At 44.9% G+C, this 17,433-nt stretch carries 8 protein-coding genes; 1 reads left to right on the top strand and 7 read right to left on the bottom strand.

All coding sequences use genetic code 11. The annotated features are described in order from the left end of the window. Positions 1-29 precede the first annotated feature (29 nt). On the top strand, positions 30-2,234 hold the full coding sequence (locus UABAM_RS33240) for a CRTAC1 family protein (RefSeq protein ID WP_173013716.1): 2,205 nt from the start codon (positions 30-32) through the stop codon (positions 2,232-2,234). Positions 2,235-2,294: 60 nt separating this feature from the next. Here UABAM_RS33240 and UABAM_RS33235 read toward each other — a convergent pair whose 3' ends face one another. The 7 genes from UABAM_RS33235 to UABAM_RS33205 form a co-directional block, all read right to left on the bottom strand. Continuing rightward, positions 2,295-4,397: a serine/threonine-protein kinase gene (locus UABAM_RS33235; protein ID WP_152021928.1), complete on the bottom strand. Its 2,103-nt coding sequence runs from the start codon at positions 4,395-4,397 to the stop codon at positions 2,295-2,297. A gap of 190 nt (positions 4,398-4,587) precedes the next feature. After that, positions 4,588-6,108 (bottom strand): PfaD family polyunsaturated fatty acid/polyketide biosynthesis protein, encoded by a 1,521-nt coding sequence (locus UABAM_RS33230; RefSeq protein ID WP_152021927.1) that lies wholly within the window; start codon positions 6,106-6,108, stop codon positions 4,588-4,590. 11 nt (positions 6,109-6,119) lie between these two features. Beyond that, the gene (locus UABAM_RS33225) at positions 6,120-7,109 is read right to left on the bottom strand and encodes an NAD-dependent epimerase/dehydratase family protein (RefSeq protein ID WP_152021926.1); all 990 of its coding nucleotides are present in this window, start codon (positions 7,107-7,109) and stop codon (positions 6,120-6,122) included. Continuing rightward, the gene (locus UABAM_RS33220; protein ID WP_173013715.1) at positions 7,106-8,731 is read right to left on the bottom strand and encodes a fatty acid CoA ligase family protein; all 1,626 of its coding nucleotides are present in this window, start codon (positions 8,729-8,731) and stop codon (positions 7,106-7,108) included. Before UABAM_RS33220 ends, UABAM_RS33225 begins: the two co-directional genes overlap by 4 nt. Position 8,732: 1 nt before the next feature. Next, entirely contained in the window at positions 8,733-9,605 is an 873-nt protein-coding gene (locus UABAM_RS33215) for an alpha/beta fold hydrolase (protein WP_152021924.1), read from the bottom strand. Continuing rightward, positions 9,599-10,636, bottom strand: coding sequence for a 3-oxoacyl-ACP synthase III (locus tag UABAM_RS33210; protein ID WP_152021923.1), 1,038 nt, complete (start codon positions 10,634-10,636; stop codon positions 9,599-9,601). Before UABAM_RS33210 ends, UABAM_RS33215 begins: the two co-directional genes overlap by 7 nt. Then, positions 10,633-17,433: a beta-ketoacyl synthase N-terminal-like domain-containing protein gene (locus UABAM_RS33205; RefSeq protein ID WP_152021922.1), complete on the bottom strand. Its 6,801-nt coding sequence runs from the start codon at positions 17,431-17,433 to the stop codon at positions 10,633-10,635. The genes UABAM_RS33210 and UABAM_RS33205 overlap by 4 nt, the downstream gene beginning before the upstream one ends.

The raw sequence follows: 17,433 nt of genomic DNA, 5'->3' as shown, positions 1-17,433 counted from the left end.
ATGGTATGCTTAATTTAAGGAGTCGTGTGATGAAACGAACGTTTTTCTGTATTCTGATTATGAGCGTTGTACTATGGTTATTTGTCATATACACAGAAAACCTTGCCCCTGGTACCAAAGCCATGGTAGACAAACTCGCTCAGCTACAAAATAAAAACACACGATTTTCCTTTAAACATTCTGCTATTTCTCCCTTACAACAAAAGATATCCACTAGCTCTGGTGTAAAGAAAACCTTATACAAAGTACACTTAGCACGTTTATACCTCGCCCTCGGAGAGATGAAAAAATCCAATATTTTGCTAGAAAAGATTCAGGCTCTGTTACCTCAAACTCCCAGTCTAAAAAAGAGACGTTTTATACAAAAATTGGATTATACCTTAATCGGTAACTATCTACGCTTGGGAGAATTTGACAACTGTTTATGTAACAATACCCAGCAATCCTGCATTTTCCCAATTCGAGGTGCAGGTATTCATCAACAAAAAAAGGGATCGACAAAAGCAATTGAACTTTTAGAAAAGATGCTCACCAAAAATGAAAACGACCTTGCGGCACTATGGTTGTTAAATCTTGCCCACATGACATTGGGACAATATCCTGACTCTGTCCCAAAAAAATGGCGAATCTCTCCTAATCTTTTTGCAGGTAGCTCTTTTCCTACGAAATTCACCAATGTGGCAAAACAAAAAAAAGTAGATGTGCTTTCCAAAGCGGGAGGAGTCATTCTCGATGATTTCGACAACGATGGTAATATTGACATCATCACTTCAGGATGGGGATTTGGTGAACAAATCCGCTTCTTTGTCAATGATGGCGCTGGTACTTTTGTTGAACGCACGAACCAAGCAAACTTAACGGGAATTACTGGTGGGCTTAATATTGTCCAAACAGATTACAACAACGATGGTTTTCTCGATATTTTTATTCCACGGGGAGCCTGGTACCAAGAAAATCATTATCCCAACTCATTGCTCAAAAATAATGGAGATGGTACCTTTGAGGATGTCACAGTAGAAGCAAATTTATTAGATTATTCCCCTACACAAACCGCCGCATGGGGAGATTACAACAATGATGGCTGGATCGATTTGTTTGTGGGTAACGAAGCACGGCCATCCAGGAAACGTTTTAAGGCCACGCATTACCAAAGTCGTTTGTACCAAAATAACGGTGATGGCACATTTTCCGATGTGTCAAAACACGTTGGGCTAGACATTGTTGCTTTTGTCAAAGGTGCTTCATGGGGTGATGTCAACAACGACGGATTACTAGATCTATATGTATCCTGCATGGACGAAGACAACTATTTGTTTATTAATCACCAGCAAAATAATCGCTTCTCTTTTACAAATATGGCGCAAGAAAAAAACGTTACCAAACCAAAGAGTGGTTTTGCAACGTGGTTGTGGGATTACAACAACGATGGCTGGCTAGACATCTTTGCAGCCTCGTTTAATGGTGGATTTCTACAAGCAAATACCATAAAACCAATCGTTCACGACATTGCCGCAAACTATTTGGGTAAAGAACATTCATTAGAGGATATCTGTGTCTATAAAAACAATGGCAATGGTAGTTTTAGCGAAGTCGCACAAAAATTGAAAATCAACAAAGCATTCTTAACCATGGGAGCAAATTTCGGAGATATTGATAACGATGGTTTTTTAGATGTGTACTGTGGAACAGGAAACCCACGTTATTACACTCTAGTACCGAACAAAATGATGCGTAACAAAAAAGGTAAACTTTTTGAAGACGTAACAACAACAAGCGGTTTCGGCCATTTACAAAAAGGGCATGGCATTGCCTTTGCTGATATTGATAACGACGGTGACCAAGACGTTTACGCACAGCTAGGCGGTGCTTACGAAGGCGACAAGTTTTATAATGCACTATTTGAAAACCCTGGCAATCATAATAACTGGATCACGCTACGTCTACATGGAGTAAAATCAAATCGTGCAGCAATTGGAGCACGCATTTGCATTGAAGCTGCTAATCAACAAGGAGAAAAAGCGCATTTTTATCGCGTTGTTGGTAGCGGAGGAAGTTTTGGCTCTTCTAGTTTGCAACAGGAAATCGGACTTGGCAAATTCACAAAAATAGAACGAATCACTATTGATTGGCCTATTCCTAAAGTACAACAGGTATTGAAAAATGTACAAGTTAATAAACGCTATTCACTCATTGAGGGAAAAGAATTAACTCCAGTGGACAGTACACCAAAATAAACGCAGTCATTCTCAAATACAGATGTATAAAAATAATCATTCCGTGATCACGCGGGATGATTATTTTTTCCTTTTCCTTTCATACAATCTCTGATACAAACTTGCCTTCGAACTATTACCCAGCGCTGTATAAGAACGACTTATGTATGCATAGACAAAATAGTTTTCGGGAGATAACTTGACAACTTGTTGGTAATCCTTGATTGCTTTTTTATATTGCTTATCGCCATCGTAACTCAAAGCGCGTCCTAAATACAACGAATATGATAAGGGTCGCAATGCGATTCCTTTAGAGTAGTCCTCTATCGAAGATTTATACTTCTCTAGGCGAAAATAAAGGTAACCTCTTCTTTTGTAAAGATCAACTGTCGGAGCAACTTGCAAAAGGTAGGCGTAATCCTCCAACAATACTTCGGTATTGTCTAATTTTTCCGCCGCTTCCATTCTAATTTCGCGTAAAATAGTACTATCTTTATCTAACTCGATAGCTTTCGTTATATAGGATAGCGCTTTACTATACTGCTTTAAGCTATTGTAAGTAGCGGCGCAGTTGCGATATCCTAGAACATCGTTTTCTCGTAACGCAATCGCTTTTAAGTAGGCCTCTAATGCTTGTGTATCTTTATCAAGCCTTGAAAGATAAAAACCACGATTTATCCAAAAATGAAAATTTTTCGGGAATACCTCTATCCCTTTTGTGCATATATCGACCGCTTCTTGATATTTTTTTTTCTCTTCAAATATAAAACCTAGTGCATAGTATGCCCCGACATTGCGTTTGTCGAGGTTGATCGCTTGGCGAAAATCATCGATTGCTTTTTCATATTGCGCCATTTTTCGATACGTGCTGCCTCGTTGGAACAAAACTTCACTAGTTTTTTTTATCGCGATGGATTTGGAAAAGTATGAGAGTGCGCTTTTATAATCTTGGCATTCAAAGTATGCCTTGCCTTTTCCAAGGTAGGCAATCGCATTTTGCGGGTCTTGCTGTAGTGCCAGTGAATAAAAACGTATCGCTTTATGATACTTCTTCGCCGACAACGCTGCTTGCCCCATCCGAAAATAATCCTTTGGTTCTGATTTTACGTAATGATCACTGACAAAATACGCCAAAATCAATATAACGACGATATATCCGATGCGAATGTAGGTTTGTGGCGTGTGAAAACGGCTGCGAATCTTAAGTAAAAGTGAGTTTATGTTTGATGACTTTTGCTGTTTTCCCGTGTGTCTTTTTTTGGCAACATCTAACCGACGCGAACGAGAGGTAACTTTACTGCGATTTACTCTATTCGTTTTAGGATTTTGTTTTGGTGCGCTAGTTTTGACTTCTCGACCTAGTAGTGCGGCGAAACAACGGTGCATTTCGCGTACACTAAGCCGCTTGTCAATATCGTGGAGTAGAGCCTTATCCAAAATTTCGGAAATGGAAGCGTGAAGTGCATGAGGGTTTTTGGTCTGTAACGCAAGAGGTGGTAGCTGCATGTTGTTTATTTTTTCCAGAGCTTCGTTAATATTTGTTGCATGATAGGGAGATTTCGGCAGCCACAAAAAAAACTGATAAAACATAACACCCAAAGAAAAAGTATCGCTCTTACTACTTGCCTCAGCGTTGAACTGTTCTGGGCTCATGTAGGCGAATGTACCAATCACGTATCCAGGTCGCGTCAGCATCGTCATGGACTTTTGCACATCCTTTGCAATGCCAAGATCGAGCACTTTTGGTATACCGCGATATTTGCATACAATGATATTGGCGGGCTTCAGGTCGCGATGAACCACACCTTTTTCGTTGAGTGTCGCAATAGCATCGCAAATTTGCATGGCGATTTCGAGCTGTTGTTCTACCGTCAAGCTATAGGGCTTTTCCTGAACCACAGACTCTAAAGAGTGACCATCCACATACTCCATCACAATGTAGTGAGTATTTTGGTATTCAAAAAAATCAATGGCCCGAACAATATTTGGATGTTGAATATTCTTTAAAAATTGATACTCCCTTTGCAAACGCTTTAGTTTGCGCTGTTCTCCTTCCGAAGGAAGGATAATGGTTTCCTTCACCGCAACGAGAGTGTTCGTATCTATGTCAAAAGCTCGGTATACGGTCCCCATTCCTCCGCGGCCAAGTTCTTGTTCAATTTTGTACTTGTTGTTAATCAGCATAAAGACTCACTTTTTTACAATTTACGATTTGTTATGTAAATCAATATAACTCATTCCATACTTAATCGCAAACAAATGTAAATATCCATGAAAATACGCTGCACAACGTAAAAGAAAATCACATGAAAATAAAAAGCCATTTATCCAAAAGGATAAATGGCTTTTGTAAAACTATTTTCCTTCGAATGAACTACAAACAAATATCCACATCCGCAGGAATGGCGTATGCGTCAACAGGAACTTCCACTCCTTGAGAACGCAATATATTAATACGATTCAAAATCACCGCTCCGCGCAGTAAATTTTTTGCCACAATCGCCACCTGTCTGTTGTCAATAGCATCTAGTGAAGTGCCTTTCACCCATTCGTTGAAACTCCCCATCGCTTGCCCACACCATATTTGGTAATCGATTTTGCGATCTTGCTCACCGGTCTTTGCCCAAATGCTGGAGCGTCCTAGGTACGAACGAAATACAAGAGCCATCTTGTGGTGCGGATTTTTTGCCGCTTTGTCGATTTGTACGGGATCGCGCTTGGTGAAAAACGTTTTGGTGTCTTCCCATACTTCAGAAAGTGGTTGGCGAAAAATCGTTTTTTCCAAAATCATACGTTCTTTGTCAGGGATTTCTTCGATGGAGTTGTATGTCTTGTACACAGAGTATAATTTCTCTGCGCGCATGGCAAACATCGTACCTTGTTTTAGAACTTGTAACTTCACTCCCATTTCAAACATATCTGCGGCGGGAGCCATTTTCACGTCATGCGATTCGGCCTTGCACAGCATTTCTTTGGCCATTTGTGAGGTATCTGCCTCCACACAGCACTGATTGACACTACCGGTCACCACGTAATCCGCTCCCATAGAGAATGCCGAAATCATCGACTGCGGTGTGGAGATTCCTCCGGCAGCACCTACGCGTATCGGGCGCTTATAGTCAAATTTGCGCATGTACTCATTGCGAATCTCACAAATCGTAGGCAATAAAGTAACCAAAGGACGCTGATCGGTGTGCCCTCCGGAATCGGCTTCGGCGGTAATATCTTCGGCCAAGGGAAGTTGTGCCGCGAGATCGGCTTCTTCACGTGTAAGTTTTCCCGCAGCCACCAAGTCTTGTAGAATCTTCTCCGGCGGAGGCGACATAAACGCTTTGGCCAATTCGCTACGTGAAATTTTCGCAAAAACATGGTTTTGTGGAATAATATCGTCTCCCTGACGTATCATGCCTTTCGCACGATAATACACAATATGTGGTGTAATTTTCAGATACGCCGACGCCGACACACGGGTAATTCCATGCGCAATATACAAATCTACCGTATCCTGCTCTAATTGCGTTTCAAAAGGGCTATGTAGTAGGTTAAATCCATAGCTCTCACCATTACTCAGCGCTTCCTGTATTTTTGCGATATTTTTCTTTATATTTGGCAGAGATAACCCACCGGCACCAAAAAAGCCCAGCATACCTTCTTTGGCCATCGCAATCACCATATCCGCAGAACCAATTCCGTTGGCCATCGCTCCGGCAATATACGGAAATTTAACATCATGTGTGGTTTGAAAACTCTGAGCGCCCAGATGTTGTGGATTTATGGCAGGTACAAACGTACCATTGTCAACGTTAGCAAATCCATCGTGAACAGTAAAATCTTGGTCTTTTGTTTCTACGGTAATTGCACGTTTATAGTCGTGCAAAGCCTCTATCATCTTCATGTGATCAGTTCCTAATTTTTGGCAAAATCTTGTTTGAGAAGTTGTAAACCTTCGGCAATAGAAATACGTGGATTGTATCCAAAATCGTTGCGCGCGGCGCTTATATCAAACCAGTGCGAAGTAGAGAGTTGCTTGGCGACAAATCGCGTCATGCGTGGCTCACTTTTGATGCGTAGAGCGCCGTAGATCATCTCCATTAACCACCCCGCGGCATAAGCCACTTTGGGGGATATGGTACGCGTTACCGGGGGAACATCCGCCGCTTCGAGAATCTTATTTATGAGTTCCCACACGCACATCGGTTCGCCATTGGAAATGAAGTATGCTTTGCCCGCCACAGGTGAATCGTATTCGAGTTTTTGTTCTGCGAGAATATGTGCGTCTGCGGCATTGTCTATGTACACAGAATCCACAAGACACTCCTCTGTGCCAATACGTCGCAATTGTCCGGCCTTTCCGCGCGCGACAATCCGTGGTACTAGATGATTATCCCCTGGTCCCCAAATCAAATGAGGACGTAAGGCAACGGTGGCCAAGTCTTCGCAGTTACTTTCTAAAACCAACTTCTCTGCCATGGCCTTTGTTTTTGGATAATGTGTTAGGTAATGTGTGGCGTAGGGAGCGCTTTCGTCAATCGCTTCAATGTTGTCTCCGCTATGCACAACACTGGGGGTACTTGTGTACACCAATTTTTTTACCCCAAATTCGCGGCAGGCGTTTACGATGTTAAGTGTTCCCACGAAGTTTGTGTTGTAGTATTCGAGGTAATCTCCCCATACACCTGGCTTTGCCGCTACATGGAATACCACATCACATCCTGAGACAGCAGAGTTGACCGCTTCGCTGTCGTCCAGGTTTCCAGCAATTTGCTCTACACCAAGCTCGTGTAGCTTTTCATGGTTACTACGTGAGAAGCTACTCACTTCGTCACCGCGTTCGACAAGCTGTTTTACAATTGCGTGGCCGAGAAAGCCGCCGCCGCCGGTTACGAGTATTTTCATCCTACCTCCCCTGCGGCCCACACCGCTAATTTTTCACGGAAAATTTTCGAATTGTGGCGAATGTCCACCGGAAAAGACGGATGATAGAGAAATGTTCCGATATCTTTGGTATGTTCTTTTTTACGCCCCAGTTCACGCAATTCTTCTGTTAATTGCGGTGAAGAACTTTGGCCTTTTTCCAGTTCCACACACAATACTGCGGTCATCTTGCCGTTTTGCTCTACACCAACAAGTGCGGTGCGGTATACCTTGGAATGGGTATTAAATACCGCTTCACACTGAATGGTAAATAGCGTTTTTTCTTCCATGACGACGCGATGAGCTTTGCGTCCACAAAACCAAATGCGTCCTTTTTCATCAAAGTATCCGAGGTCTCCCATGCGGTGGAAAAAACCATCGTCTGTTGTTATTTTCGACAATTCATTGGAGCCAGAGCGATTGAAATATCCGGTGGTTACCTGGGGACCTTTTACAATAATTTCCCCTATTTCTCCGCGCGACACTTGCAAATCCTCGCTCCACGTGGCGATCGGTTCATCGCTTATTTTGATGATATGCGCTTCTATTTCATCCACAGGTTTTCCCACGCAAACGCCCGCACCTTCGTCGGTCAACTGTTGTGTTTCACGCAATACTTCTTTGCTACCAATGGAACACACCGGTAGAGACTCTGTCGCCCCATAAGGCGTAAAGATTTGAGTGTCCTCGTTTAACATGCTCGAAAAGCGTTGCAGTACATGCCCAGGAACAGGCGCTCCGGCGGAAATAACGCGCTTTAACGACGGGAGTTTTACATTGTGTTTTTCTCCATAGCGCGCCACGGTATTGATAAGTGCCGGAGAGCCAAACATATTGGTAATGGAAAATTCCACAACAGGATCGATAATGTTGCGTGGTTCTACAGAAGCGGGACGCGTCGCATCCATTTGTGGTGACACAACCGCCATCCCCAGCGCTGGTCCAAAAAGGGCAAAAAGTGGAAATGTCGCCAAATCTACTTCTCCAGGGCGTATGTCATAAACGCGCTTTAAAATGTCGACTTGTGCACAAAAATTACCGTGGTGGTAAATGGCACCCTTGGGAACACCGGTACTACCACTGGTAAATAGTATTGCCGCCATATCCTCCGCGGCGGTTTCTTGTATTTGGTAGGGTAGATTTTTACGTCCCACCTCTTGCACTTGACTCAGAGTGTACCCACCCCAGAATAAGCGTTTTCCGACAGTGACATACAACTGCAAACTGTCCTTAGCCCAACCAAACAAAATACGCGCAATGTGTGCCTTGGGAATACCAATAAATGCCTTAGGTTGCGCCTCTTTTAAGCATATCGCAAGGTTCTTGATGCCAATTCCCGGGTCAATTAACACCGGCACAGCACCCACTTTAAATAGCGCAAATGTAAGGGAAAAAAATTCACGGCTGGGTTTTACCATAAGAGCGGTGCGCATTCCGCGGGTAATTCCTATTTTTTCTAGACCTGCTGCAATTTCATTTGAGGCATCGTCTAGTTCGCGAAAAGTATACGAAGTGTGCTTATTCTTACCAGTTACAATAATAACCGCTTTGCTATCTGGCTGCAAATTCGCCATTTTTGGCAAATGTTCCACAATGTTTGCCATGTTACTCTCCGTCACGAATAAATTTTTGAATGAGGGGAATAATTTCCTCTCCCGAGTCTTCCAATATGTAGTGCCCAGATTTCGGGAAACGATGGACCTGCGCTTGCGGAAAATATTTGATCCACTCTTCTAAAAAGTGATAGTCGAACACAAAATCTTTTTTCCCCCAACATATCAACATTGGAGTATCGGCAAAAAGTTTGAGTTTCTCTTGTACCTCGCTAATTAAGTCGTAGCCTGGATCTTTTTTCACGAGCGGAATATCCTGAACGAAACGCAGTACCGCAACGCGATTTTCCCAAGAGTCGTACGGAGAGACGTACATTTCGCGCACCTCTTTGGGCAAAGGTTTTTGCTTTACACACACCCGTGCAGCAATGCGCACAAAGGCATTGAAATGCCTTACTAGAAACGCCCCGAACCTTGTATTGCGGCAAATCCACAGCGGCCATGGAAACATTTTACTTTTTGGTAGGTGAAAAGCGGCGGTATTTAAAACCACAATGCGCTTGATCTTTTCAGGAAAGCGCGTTGCAAACAGCATACCAATCATCCCTCCCCAATCGTGCACAATCAACGTAATGTCTTTTTCGATTTGTAAATGTTCAATGAGCGTCGCCACATCTTGCGCACGTTGATCAAATGTGTAATTGTAGTCCTGAGGTTTATCCGACAATCCACAACCAATATGATCAGGAGCAATGGTGCGATAGTTGTCACGCAGTGCAAGAATCACATTGCGATAATAAAACGACCACGTAGGGTTACCGTGCAACATCAGTACAGGATCTCCCTGGCCTTCGTCCACATAGTGATAGCGACAACCATTTACCTCTAAGTAATTATTTTTAAACGGATATAGATTTTTCACCATTCCCATCCTAACATCATACAGTTCAGTCCACTTCCTATTCCCAGAAAACCCACTAAGTCGCCTTTTTGCAAGAACTCGCGTTCTTCAGCAACTGCCGCAGTAATGGGTAACGACACCGTTCCAATGTTACCCAAATACGGATAGGTACAAAAATCTTTCTCTTCGTCAATATCTAATGCTTTCAATATCGAACTCTGATGCTCCGAGCCAATTTGATGACAAATGACCTTATCGATGCTCTGGGGCTGCCAGTTTAACTCTTTGGTAAACGCTTGCCACGTTTTTTCCGCGAGTTTTATTCCATTTTTTAAAACGGCCACTGAGTCGGTAAACATCACCGGGGCGTAATGATCTTCGACCAACTCCATTCCCCACTTACACAATTGATGATGTTGTGGGGCTGCTTGGGCAACACCACCTAGTAAACGTCGGCAATTACTAGACCGCGCGCGATTTGTTAACAATACCGCAATAGATCCCGAGCCTCCGGTTAACGTTGCTAGAGAGTATTTAAACGCTTCGATATTGGTTTCGCGTAGCATACGCTCGATCATCACTTCATTGATTTCGCGCGCTGTTTCCGAAGAAACGACCATTCCCGCTTCAATTTGTCCCAACTCAATGCGATTGGCCACATCGATAATACCGTTCATTACCCCCAAGCAAGCATTGCTAATGTCATACACAAAAGCATTGTCAGCAAGCCCGAGCTGTGCGGCAATTTTACATGCCGTTGCTGGTTCAAAATTCTCGCGACACACACCGGTATAAACCAATACTTCGATATCTCGGGGAGAGAAACTCGTCGTTTCGAGAACTTTTTGCGCCGCAGCAACGGCGCCATCGGACAATGCGTAATCCTTTTCCCACCATCTTCTCTCACTGATGCCGGTCAAAGTTTCCAATTGTCCAAGGGGGATGCGCAACGCCTTATACATGGGCTGTAATTGCGCTTCCAATTCGGAAGAAGTCACCACCACGGGTGGTAACTCATAGCCTAAGCCTTCCATAAAAACATTTTGGTATCTCATGATAAATTTTTCTTTACCTTCAGAGAAAAGTCTTTCATTTCGTATATAATACGTCCATCCACGCCCAAGTAGCCATCGGCTTTTAACAGTTTGTTTTCATCATCAATAAAAGTGATGGTGGCTTGTATCGTAACAAGATCATCTTGAGGAATAATTTGCCCACGGTAAATCCATTGATGTTTTTCTCCGAGAGCAATGGTTTCAAAAATATCGTCTTCCGCCATTCCCCAACGGTCGTGCGCAAAAACTTTTAATAGTTGTAAAAAGGACTCAAGCCCAAGAGACCCAGGGCAAACAGGATCTTGATAAAAGTGCGCTGCGAAAAACCATTCTTCGGGATTCACTTTTTTTGTTCCCTGGATAAAACCCAATTGTTCCTTGCCGCCTTGTGGTAGAAGTATGTCGACATTGTCCACCATACTCATGCGATCTACGGGAAAGTGTCCTCCTTGTGGAAAAGCAGTCGGGTCTGCGTCTATATCTGGTGCAGTATACCAATTCGATTCCTGAATTCCCACTTGGTCGGCGAGCGCTTTTTTCGAGAAAAAGCCAAAGTACGTTTTGCCTTCGTAGACCTTTTCTCCTTCGCAACGCACGTCCAAACTGTAATGTTGGATGATCATTCCTCCCGAACGCGAGGCACTGGTCATTTTCACCTTCGTTGTCAATGTTTTCCCAGGTAGCGCATCGCAATACTGAATGGCCTCACCGCCCAAATTGCGGAACGACAGATCAGTATCACTTGTCAATGCAGAACCGACATAAGCGGCCAACCACCCGCAAGGCTGCAAGGCGATTTCCAAAAGTACGGCAAATGGCATTCCCTGCTCGCTGTTGCTGGCGAAATACCACTCGTGAACGGGGACATCATATTCCGCAGTAGCGGTGCCTCCCGCCTTCATTTCCCATGGTGCTCCGGTCACATCGATAATGCGGTCCAAAAATTGATACGGCGGGCGCGGTAAGCGCGCAATAACGCGTTCTTTATCAAAAATACGATACGGTTCGCCAAAAGCTTCTGACGGAAGACCGTTGGAGAAGGCGTAGATTTTATCATAGTCGTATAGCGCGCGTTGTGGCTCTTCCTCGACGACTCCGCCCCACAAATCTTCCATATCTTCACGCGTCAATCCGCTAAGTTGTAACGACATGTTACTAATCTTTACCACTGGTCGCCCATCAGAAAACAGCAATGCATCGGCAATGACGTATGGATGTGGACGATAACCGCGCTCTTTTATTTCGACTTGGTACGCCGCATTTTTTGTCGAAGCAATTACCTGACCACGGCATTTCAGTTGACTGGAAACCCCTGGTATTGGTTCGTAAACGAGTTCTTCAAAATTGGCCACCCATCCCATGCGCCACAATAAAATACGCAAGGTGTGTAGGCAACATTCGTACATTAACGTACCAGGCATTACCTGATCGTCGACAAAGTGGCATGTCAAAAACCAATCATCGGGGTAGATATCGGCCTCAGATTTTATGATCCCAAGACCAAAACGACCTCCTTTGGGGTCGAGATGCACCACGCGATCTATGAGCCGCATTTTGCCGCTAGGAAGGTACGGTGGCCTATCCAGTGCCAGTTGCGCAAAATCTTCACCAAAACACCCTACAAGATCTCCGGTGCGCAAACATTCAATCTGCGCATCGTTGTAAGTTTCCACCTTCATCGGGACTAGATCTTGCCAGTCAGCAGGTTGCTTTCCCGGTTGTGTTTGCAAATCCAATTTGGTGTGGACAATTCCTTGCCCGCGACTCAACGCTTCGTCCGTGAAAAAGCCCGCGCATCCTTTGCGCATCGTCAACAGTTTTTCACCGTTTACGGTACTTTCAAATTGAAAACGAAATAAATACGTGCTGCCCTGGCGGAAAAATTCCAAGATTTGAATGTCATATTCAATGGTTTCTCCAGGTCCTGGTAGGTGGCGATGAAATGTCACTTCCGCGTCAAGAAGGCGATATACCGCCAGTCCCTTTGTCTGCAAATCAATTCCTAGGTACCCCGAAAGCATTAGGTCCGCCTGCCCAGATTCCACAGCGATACAAACGGGAATGCGATTGTTGTCGAGATACCATGCCCCTTCTTGGATGTCGTGTTCTGTCACAATACGACCTGTCGTCATCGAACATGGTTCGCCCTCTAGTTGTGTAATGCGATCCACTAACATTAGCGGAGCATCGGGAAGTCTCACGCGAGTAGGATAGGAATCTGCGGCGGCAAACTGTTCGCCAAACACTTTCGCGATAGAACCAATGGCATACTCCATACACATATCTCGGGCAAACACGCATTCTTTATCGGCAACAATTTTGTCTGGCACCACTCCAGAGTCTGACACCAAATTTGTCACTGTGGCGTCTGGTACTGAATTTATCATTGTGGAGTCTGACACCAAATTTGAGTCTGACACCAAATTTGTGTTCACTGCGGATGGAGATTGCAATAGTTGCATTTGTTGCGAAATCATTTGCGCAATGTCATCTAGCATATTTTGCGAAAGCTTGAGGTAAGCTTCATGCGCTTTTATATGTTGTTCTTCGTTCAGAAACGCTTGTTCGAGAGCTAGAGTTCCCGAACTTTGCATTTGTGGTGTCACAACGTTTCTTTGTGGCGAAACTTTATGAGATGTGTGCACCTTTTTATCTCCTTGTGAAACAATATGTACTCTAGGAGTCGTATTGTGTACTTTTTGTGGCGTAGTCGTACGCTTGGCAGCGCGTTGTCTTTGAGGTTTTTTTTCTTTGGGCACGACAGGCCATTTCTCGCGACCTGTTTTCACCGAAAAACTTTTCGTGTTGTCTTTCACGGTAACTTCATAATCGTATAGCTTTTGCAAATCTAATGGCACGCGATGCGTTATTAGTTTTGCAAGCAATGTCAAAACCGTTGTCACTTCATTTGCACCGGCAAAACAAGCGGATGCTGCACAGTGTGGTTTTTCGTGTAAAATACTGTGAATCATTCGCGTACACGAATTTCCAGGCCCCACTTCAACAAAAATACGCACACCATCAGCGTAGGCTTTTTCGATGAGTTTGGGAAAGTCAAACCCATGTGTTGCTTGTTGCAAAATAGATTGTGCGGTTTTTTGCGGAGCTAAAGTATAAGATTCGCCCCACGCCGCGCTGTAAAAACGTACATCAGACGGTGGTGTGACATCAAAAACGTGTAGGTCCTTATACGCCTCGGCCACCGGTTCTACGACGGGGCAATGCACCGTTGTAATTCCAGAAAGTGGAAAAAAGTTGCACTTTAGGGCCTTCACCACTTCGGCAACTTGATGACGGTCTCCACCAATAACACATTCATTATGAGTGTTGACAATGAACAAATATGCCCGTTCATGGTTTTCTAAACTTTCGCGCACTCGTTCGTGAGGGCAATTGACAATTCCCACTACCCAATCAATATCTTCGGTGGTATTCCATGCGGTCTTCACTGCTTCGCAGCTTCCGGCGAGATCTGAGGTAAAAAGCGTCGAGTCGTTAATGCGTTGCAACATAGTGTCGCGACCTTGCCATGCACGCAGTGAAAACAACCCTATGGATTCACCTAAGGAATAACCGATTACCGCCTGAGGATTCAGAGAGAAGCTGCGTAGCAAGTCACTGGCGAGTATTCCCATCGTCACCTGACCAAAAATCAGAGATTGGTGATCCTCGTTGGGAAGTTCGTCTTTGTACCAAAAGGTTTCGGGAATAAATTGGCGGCGTAAAGATTCACTGTGTTTATCTTGGGCTCTCAACACTTCGGGCCACATCGCAGAAATAGTTCTTCCCGCTCCACAATAATGATTTCCCGAACCCGGAAATACAAAGGCAACTTCACCTTGTAGTGGCGTATTCGTGTAAAAAATTTGGCGTTTTTCATTACCATGTCCCGAGACAATCGCTTGTTGTGCTTCGGGTATTTTACTTTGCAACTCTTCTTTATTGCGCGCAATGATTGTCAAAGCCAACTCAGCGTTTTTGTCATACGACTTTTGCCACCACGCCTTGCTCAATTCATCAAAATCGCTGTTGTTCTGTAGAAAGACTCCCAGGCTATCCAACTCATTTTTTAGTTCTTGTGTGGTATTGCCATTCACACACCATAATTTTTCATGCACAATGTCCACAGGATAAGGTGTCACTTTTTGTTGTGCATACTCTTCCAGTACAACATGCATTGCGTTGCCATCGGTACTCATGCAACTAACCCCCGCGTAACGCGGGCCTTGCGCACGGTCGTGCAACCAGTATTGTGAATGTTTAGGGATGAGAGGTTGTGCTGTGTGCTCATTGCGAATTTCGGAAAAACCACGTAAAGCAGGTGTGATTTGTTCGCGCAAACACAAAATAGTCTTCATCAAGGACGCCATACCACAAGCAGCTCCGGTGTGGCCAATATCTGCCTTCACGCTGCCTATGGCCAGTGATTTTTCATCAAAAACTTCCGCAATTGACTCCATCTCGACACGATCTTCGCGAAGTTCTCCGCTTCCGTGAGCTTCGAGATACTCTACCATTTTTGGCTCCACACCAGCTTCTGCGTATGCGCGCTCCATCGCCAATTTATAGGCTTCTTTATTCGTACCTTTGTACATATCCGTTGTTGTAGCGCTTCCCACCCCGCGAATCACAGCATGGATATGGTCATTGTCGCGAACGGCGTCTTTTAAGCGCTTGATGACGATGGCACCTGCGCCTTCGCCGATCACACTTCCCGTGGCGTTTTTATCAAAGGCGGTATTGTTACCTGGTTTCGCAATGCTATGTTCGGCAGCGAGTACCGCACGAATATCTCCGGCCAAATCTACGGCTCCCACAATTGCCGCATCGATATCGTTGTTTTGTAGAGAGCGCATCGCCACTTCAAGAGCGGAAAGCCCCGAAGTCTCTTCGCTAGATATGGTAAAACTCGATTTGGCAACGTTGAGTTCACGCGCGATACGGCTGGCAACAATCCCTCCTAATGCCCCCATGGTACGGTTAGCACTCAAGGGTTCGCTTGCGGAGTCCGCAATAGCATCGTGGTTTGTCTTTGTCCATTTTTGCGCTTTGTGCAGAGCTTGCCAACGAAAGTGAAAATTCGTAGTGTTCAAATCCAGGGCGATGCCCATGAAAACACCGGCGTTGTGTCGCTCCGTTAATTTCGCATCTTCCACAGCTTGCGTGGCGACTTGTAGCATGAGCAATTGCTGCGGTAGCATTTCCTGCAATTCTTTCGGCGGGATGCGATAGCGACCAAAAGGAATCGCCAACTCGTCGATGAAGTATCCGTGGTGCGGTCGAGATTTTTCCATTCCCCACCATTTCTTTGGCAATGTTGTGTGCGCATCGACATCTCCGCCTAGCACTCTACGTTGAAACTGCGAAACAGAATCCCATTTTCCGAAGTGAGCGCCCATTCCTACAATGGCGATGGGTTCATTCGTAATCTGCGGCTCCGCAATCTCCATTTTATTTGTTTCCTGCCACTCTTCGAGAAGAATATGCGCGTTGATCCCGCCAAAACCAAACGCGTTGATCGCTGCACGACGCGGCGTATCCGCGGAACGTTTCTCCCAAGTTTCGCTGTCACAAAGTACGCGAAATGGACTATTTTCAAGATCAATGTCTTGCTTTGCCTGGGAAAAATTCGCCGTAGGTGGCAATGTTTTGTGCTTAAATGATAGAAGTATTTTGGCGAGCCCCGCAGCTCCCGCGGCGGTAAGTAAATGGCCGACGTTGGATTTTACCGAGCCAATCACACATTGCTGTTTCTGCCACGCCTCGTCTTCCCACAGGGTTGACAGACTTTCAAACTCGCGTGTGTCCCCGAGAGGTGTCCCGGTTGCGTGGCACTCAATCAAATCCACATCACTTGGTTTCCAACCAGCTTCACGGTAAGCGGTGGTCAGTGCCTGCAACTGTCCTGCAGAATCTGGGGAGAGTAAGTTTCCCCCTACATCATTCGATAATCCTGCCCCTACGATGTTACCATAAATATGGTCTTTATCGCGCAGAGCATCTTCGAGGCGTTTTAGTACAAATATACCACACCCCTCACCGACAACTAAACCGTCACCTTTTTCATCAAATGGTGAACATTTACCGCGGGCGGATAAGGCATGAAGTTGCGCAAATCCCATTTGCGTATAAAGGCAATCTGGTCGCGACAGTCCACCACTGAGTACCGCATCTACACGATGATTCAGTAACTCATCCGCAGCTAATTTGAGCGCGTAAAGAGACGAGGCACATGCGGCATCTAGGGTATAACTACCAGCGCCTAGCCCCAAGGCCTTCGCCAGAAGGCCTCCAGGTAAACCGGCCACGTAGCGATTTGTGTGGGAAGTGGGCAACGGCTCCTCAACTACTTTGCCAAAGGCGTTTTGTTGCCAAGCGCGCCCTAAGATTTGCGTTGCCAACTGTGATGATTTTTCGGTGGGCAACACAATGTTGCCCAGTATTACTTTTACACGACGGCGGTCAATGTTGTCCATTTGCGCGTCTTCAAAAGCCTGCTTGCCCGCATGTAGCAATAATTTAAACAACATATCCAACTCATCGATCGACTCCAATTGTAGCCCATCGAGATCAGGAATAAAATTTTCGATAAAACAACCTTTTTTGGAATAAACTTTGTCGGCAACTCCTTTGTTTTTATCGAAAATTTCATCTGTAGAAAATAGCCATCTTCCTGCTGGTGGCTCTTGGGCCACGTCTTTTGCAGAAATGATGGTCTCCCAAAAACTTGAAAAGTCAAGTCCCCCAGGGAAAACGCCACCCATACCGACAATTGCTATCGGTTGAGAAAATTTCAT

The organism is Candidatus Uabimicrobium amorphum (assembly GCF_009002475.1).
Taxonomy (GTDB): domain Bacteria; phylum Planctomycetota; class Uabimicrobiia; order Uabimicrobiales; family Uabimicrobiaceae; genus Uabimicrobium; species Uabimicrobium amorphum.
This window is presented reverse-complemented; position numbering and strand designations above follow the sequence as displayed.

Bases quoted from the DNA above. Each gene is read 5' to 3' on its own strand.
- UABAM_RS33240 (WP_173013716.1), top strand. From the start codon at position 30: ATGAAACGAACGTTTTTCTGTATTCTGATTATGAGCGTTGTACTATGG.
- UABAM_RS33235 (WP_152021928.1), bottom strand. From the start codon at position 4,397: ATGCTGATTAACAACAAGTACAAAATTGAACAAGAACTTGGCCGCGGA.
- UABAM_RS33230 (WP_152021927.1), bottom strand. From the start codon at position 6,108: ATGAAGATGATAGAGGCTTTGCACGACTATAAACGTGCAATTACCGTA.
- UABAM_RS33225 (WP_152021926.1), bottom strand. From the start codon at position 7,109: ATGAAAATACTCGTAACCGGCGGCGGCGGCTTTCTCGGCCACGCAATT.
- UABAM_RS33220 (WP_173013715.1), bottom strand. From the start codon at position 8,731: ATGGCAAACATTGTGGAACATTTGCCAAAAATGGCGAATTTGCAGCCA.
- UABAM_RS33215 (WP_152021924.1), bottom strand. From the start codon at position 9,605: ATGGTGAAAAATCTATATCCGTTTAAAAATAATTACTTAGAGGTAAAT.
- UABAM_RS33210 (WP_152021923.1), bottom strand. From the start codon at position 10,636: ATGAGATACCAAAATGTTTTTATGGAAGGCTTAGGCTATGAGTTACCA.
- UABAM_RS33205 (WP_152021922.1), bottom strand. From the start codon at position 17,433: ATGAAATTTTCTCAACCGATAGCAATTGTCGGTATGGGTGGCGTTTTC.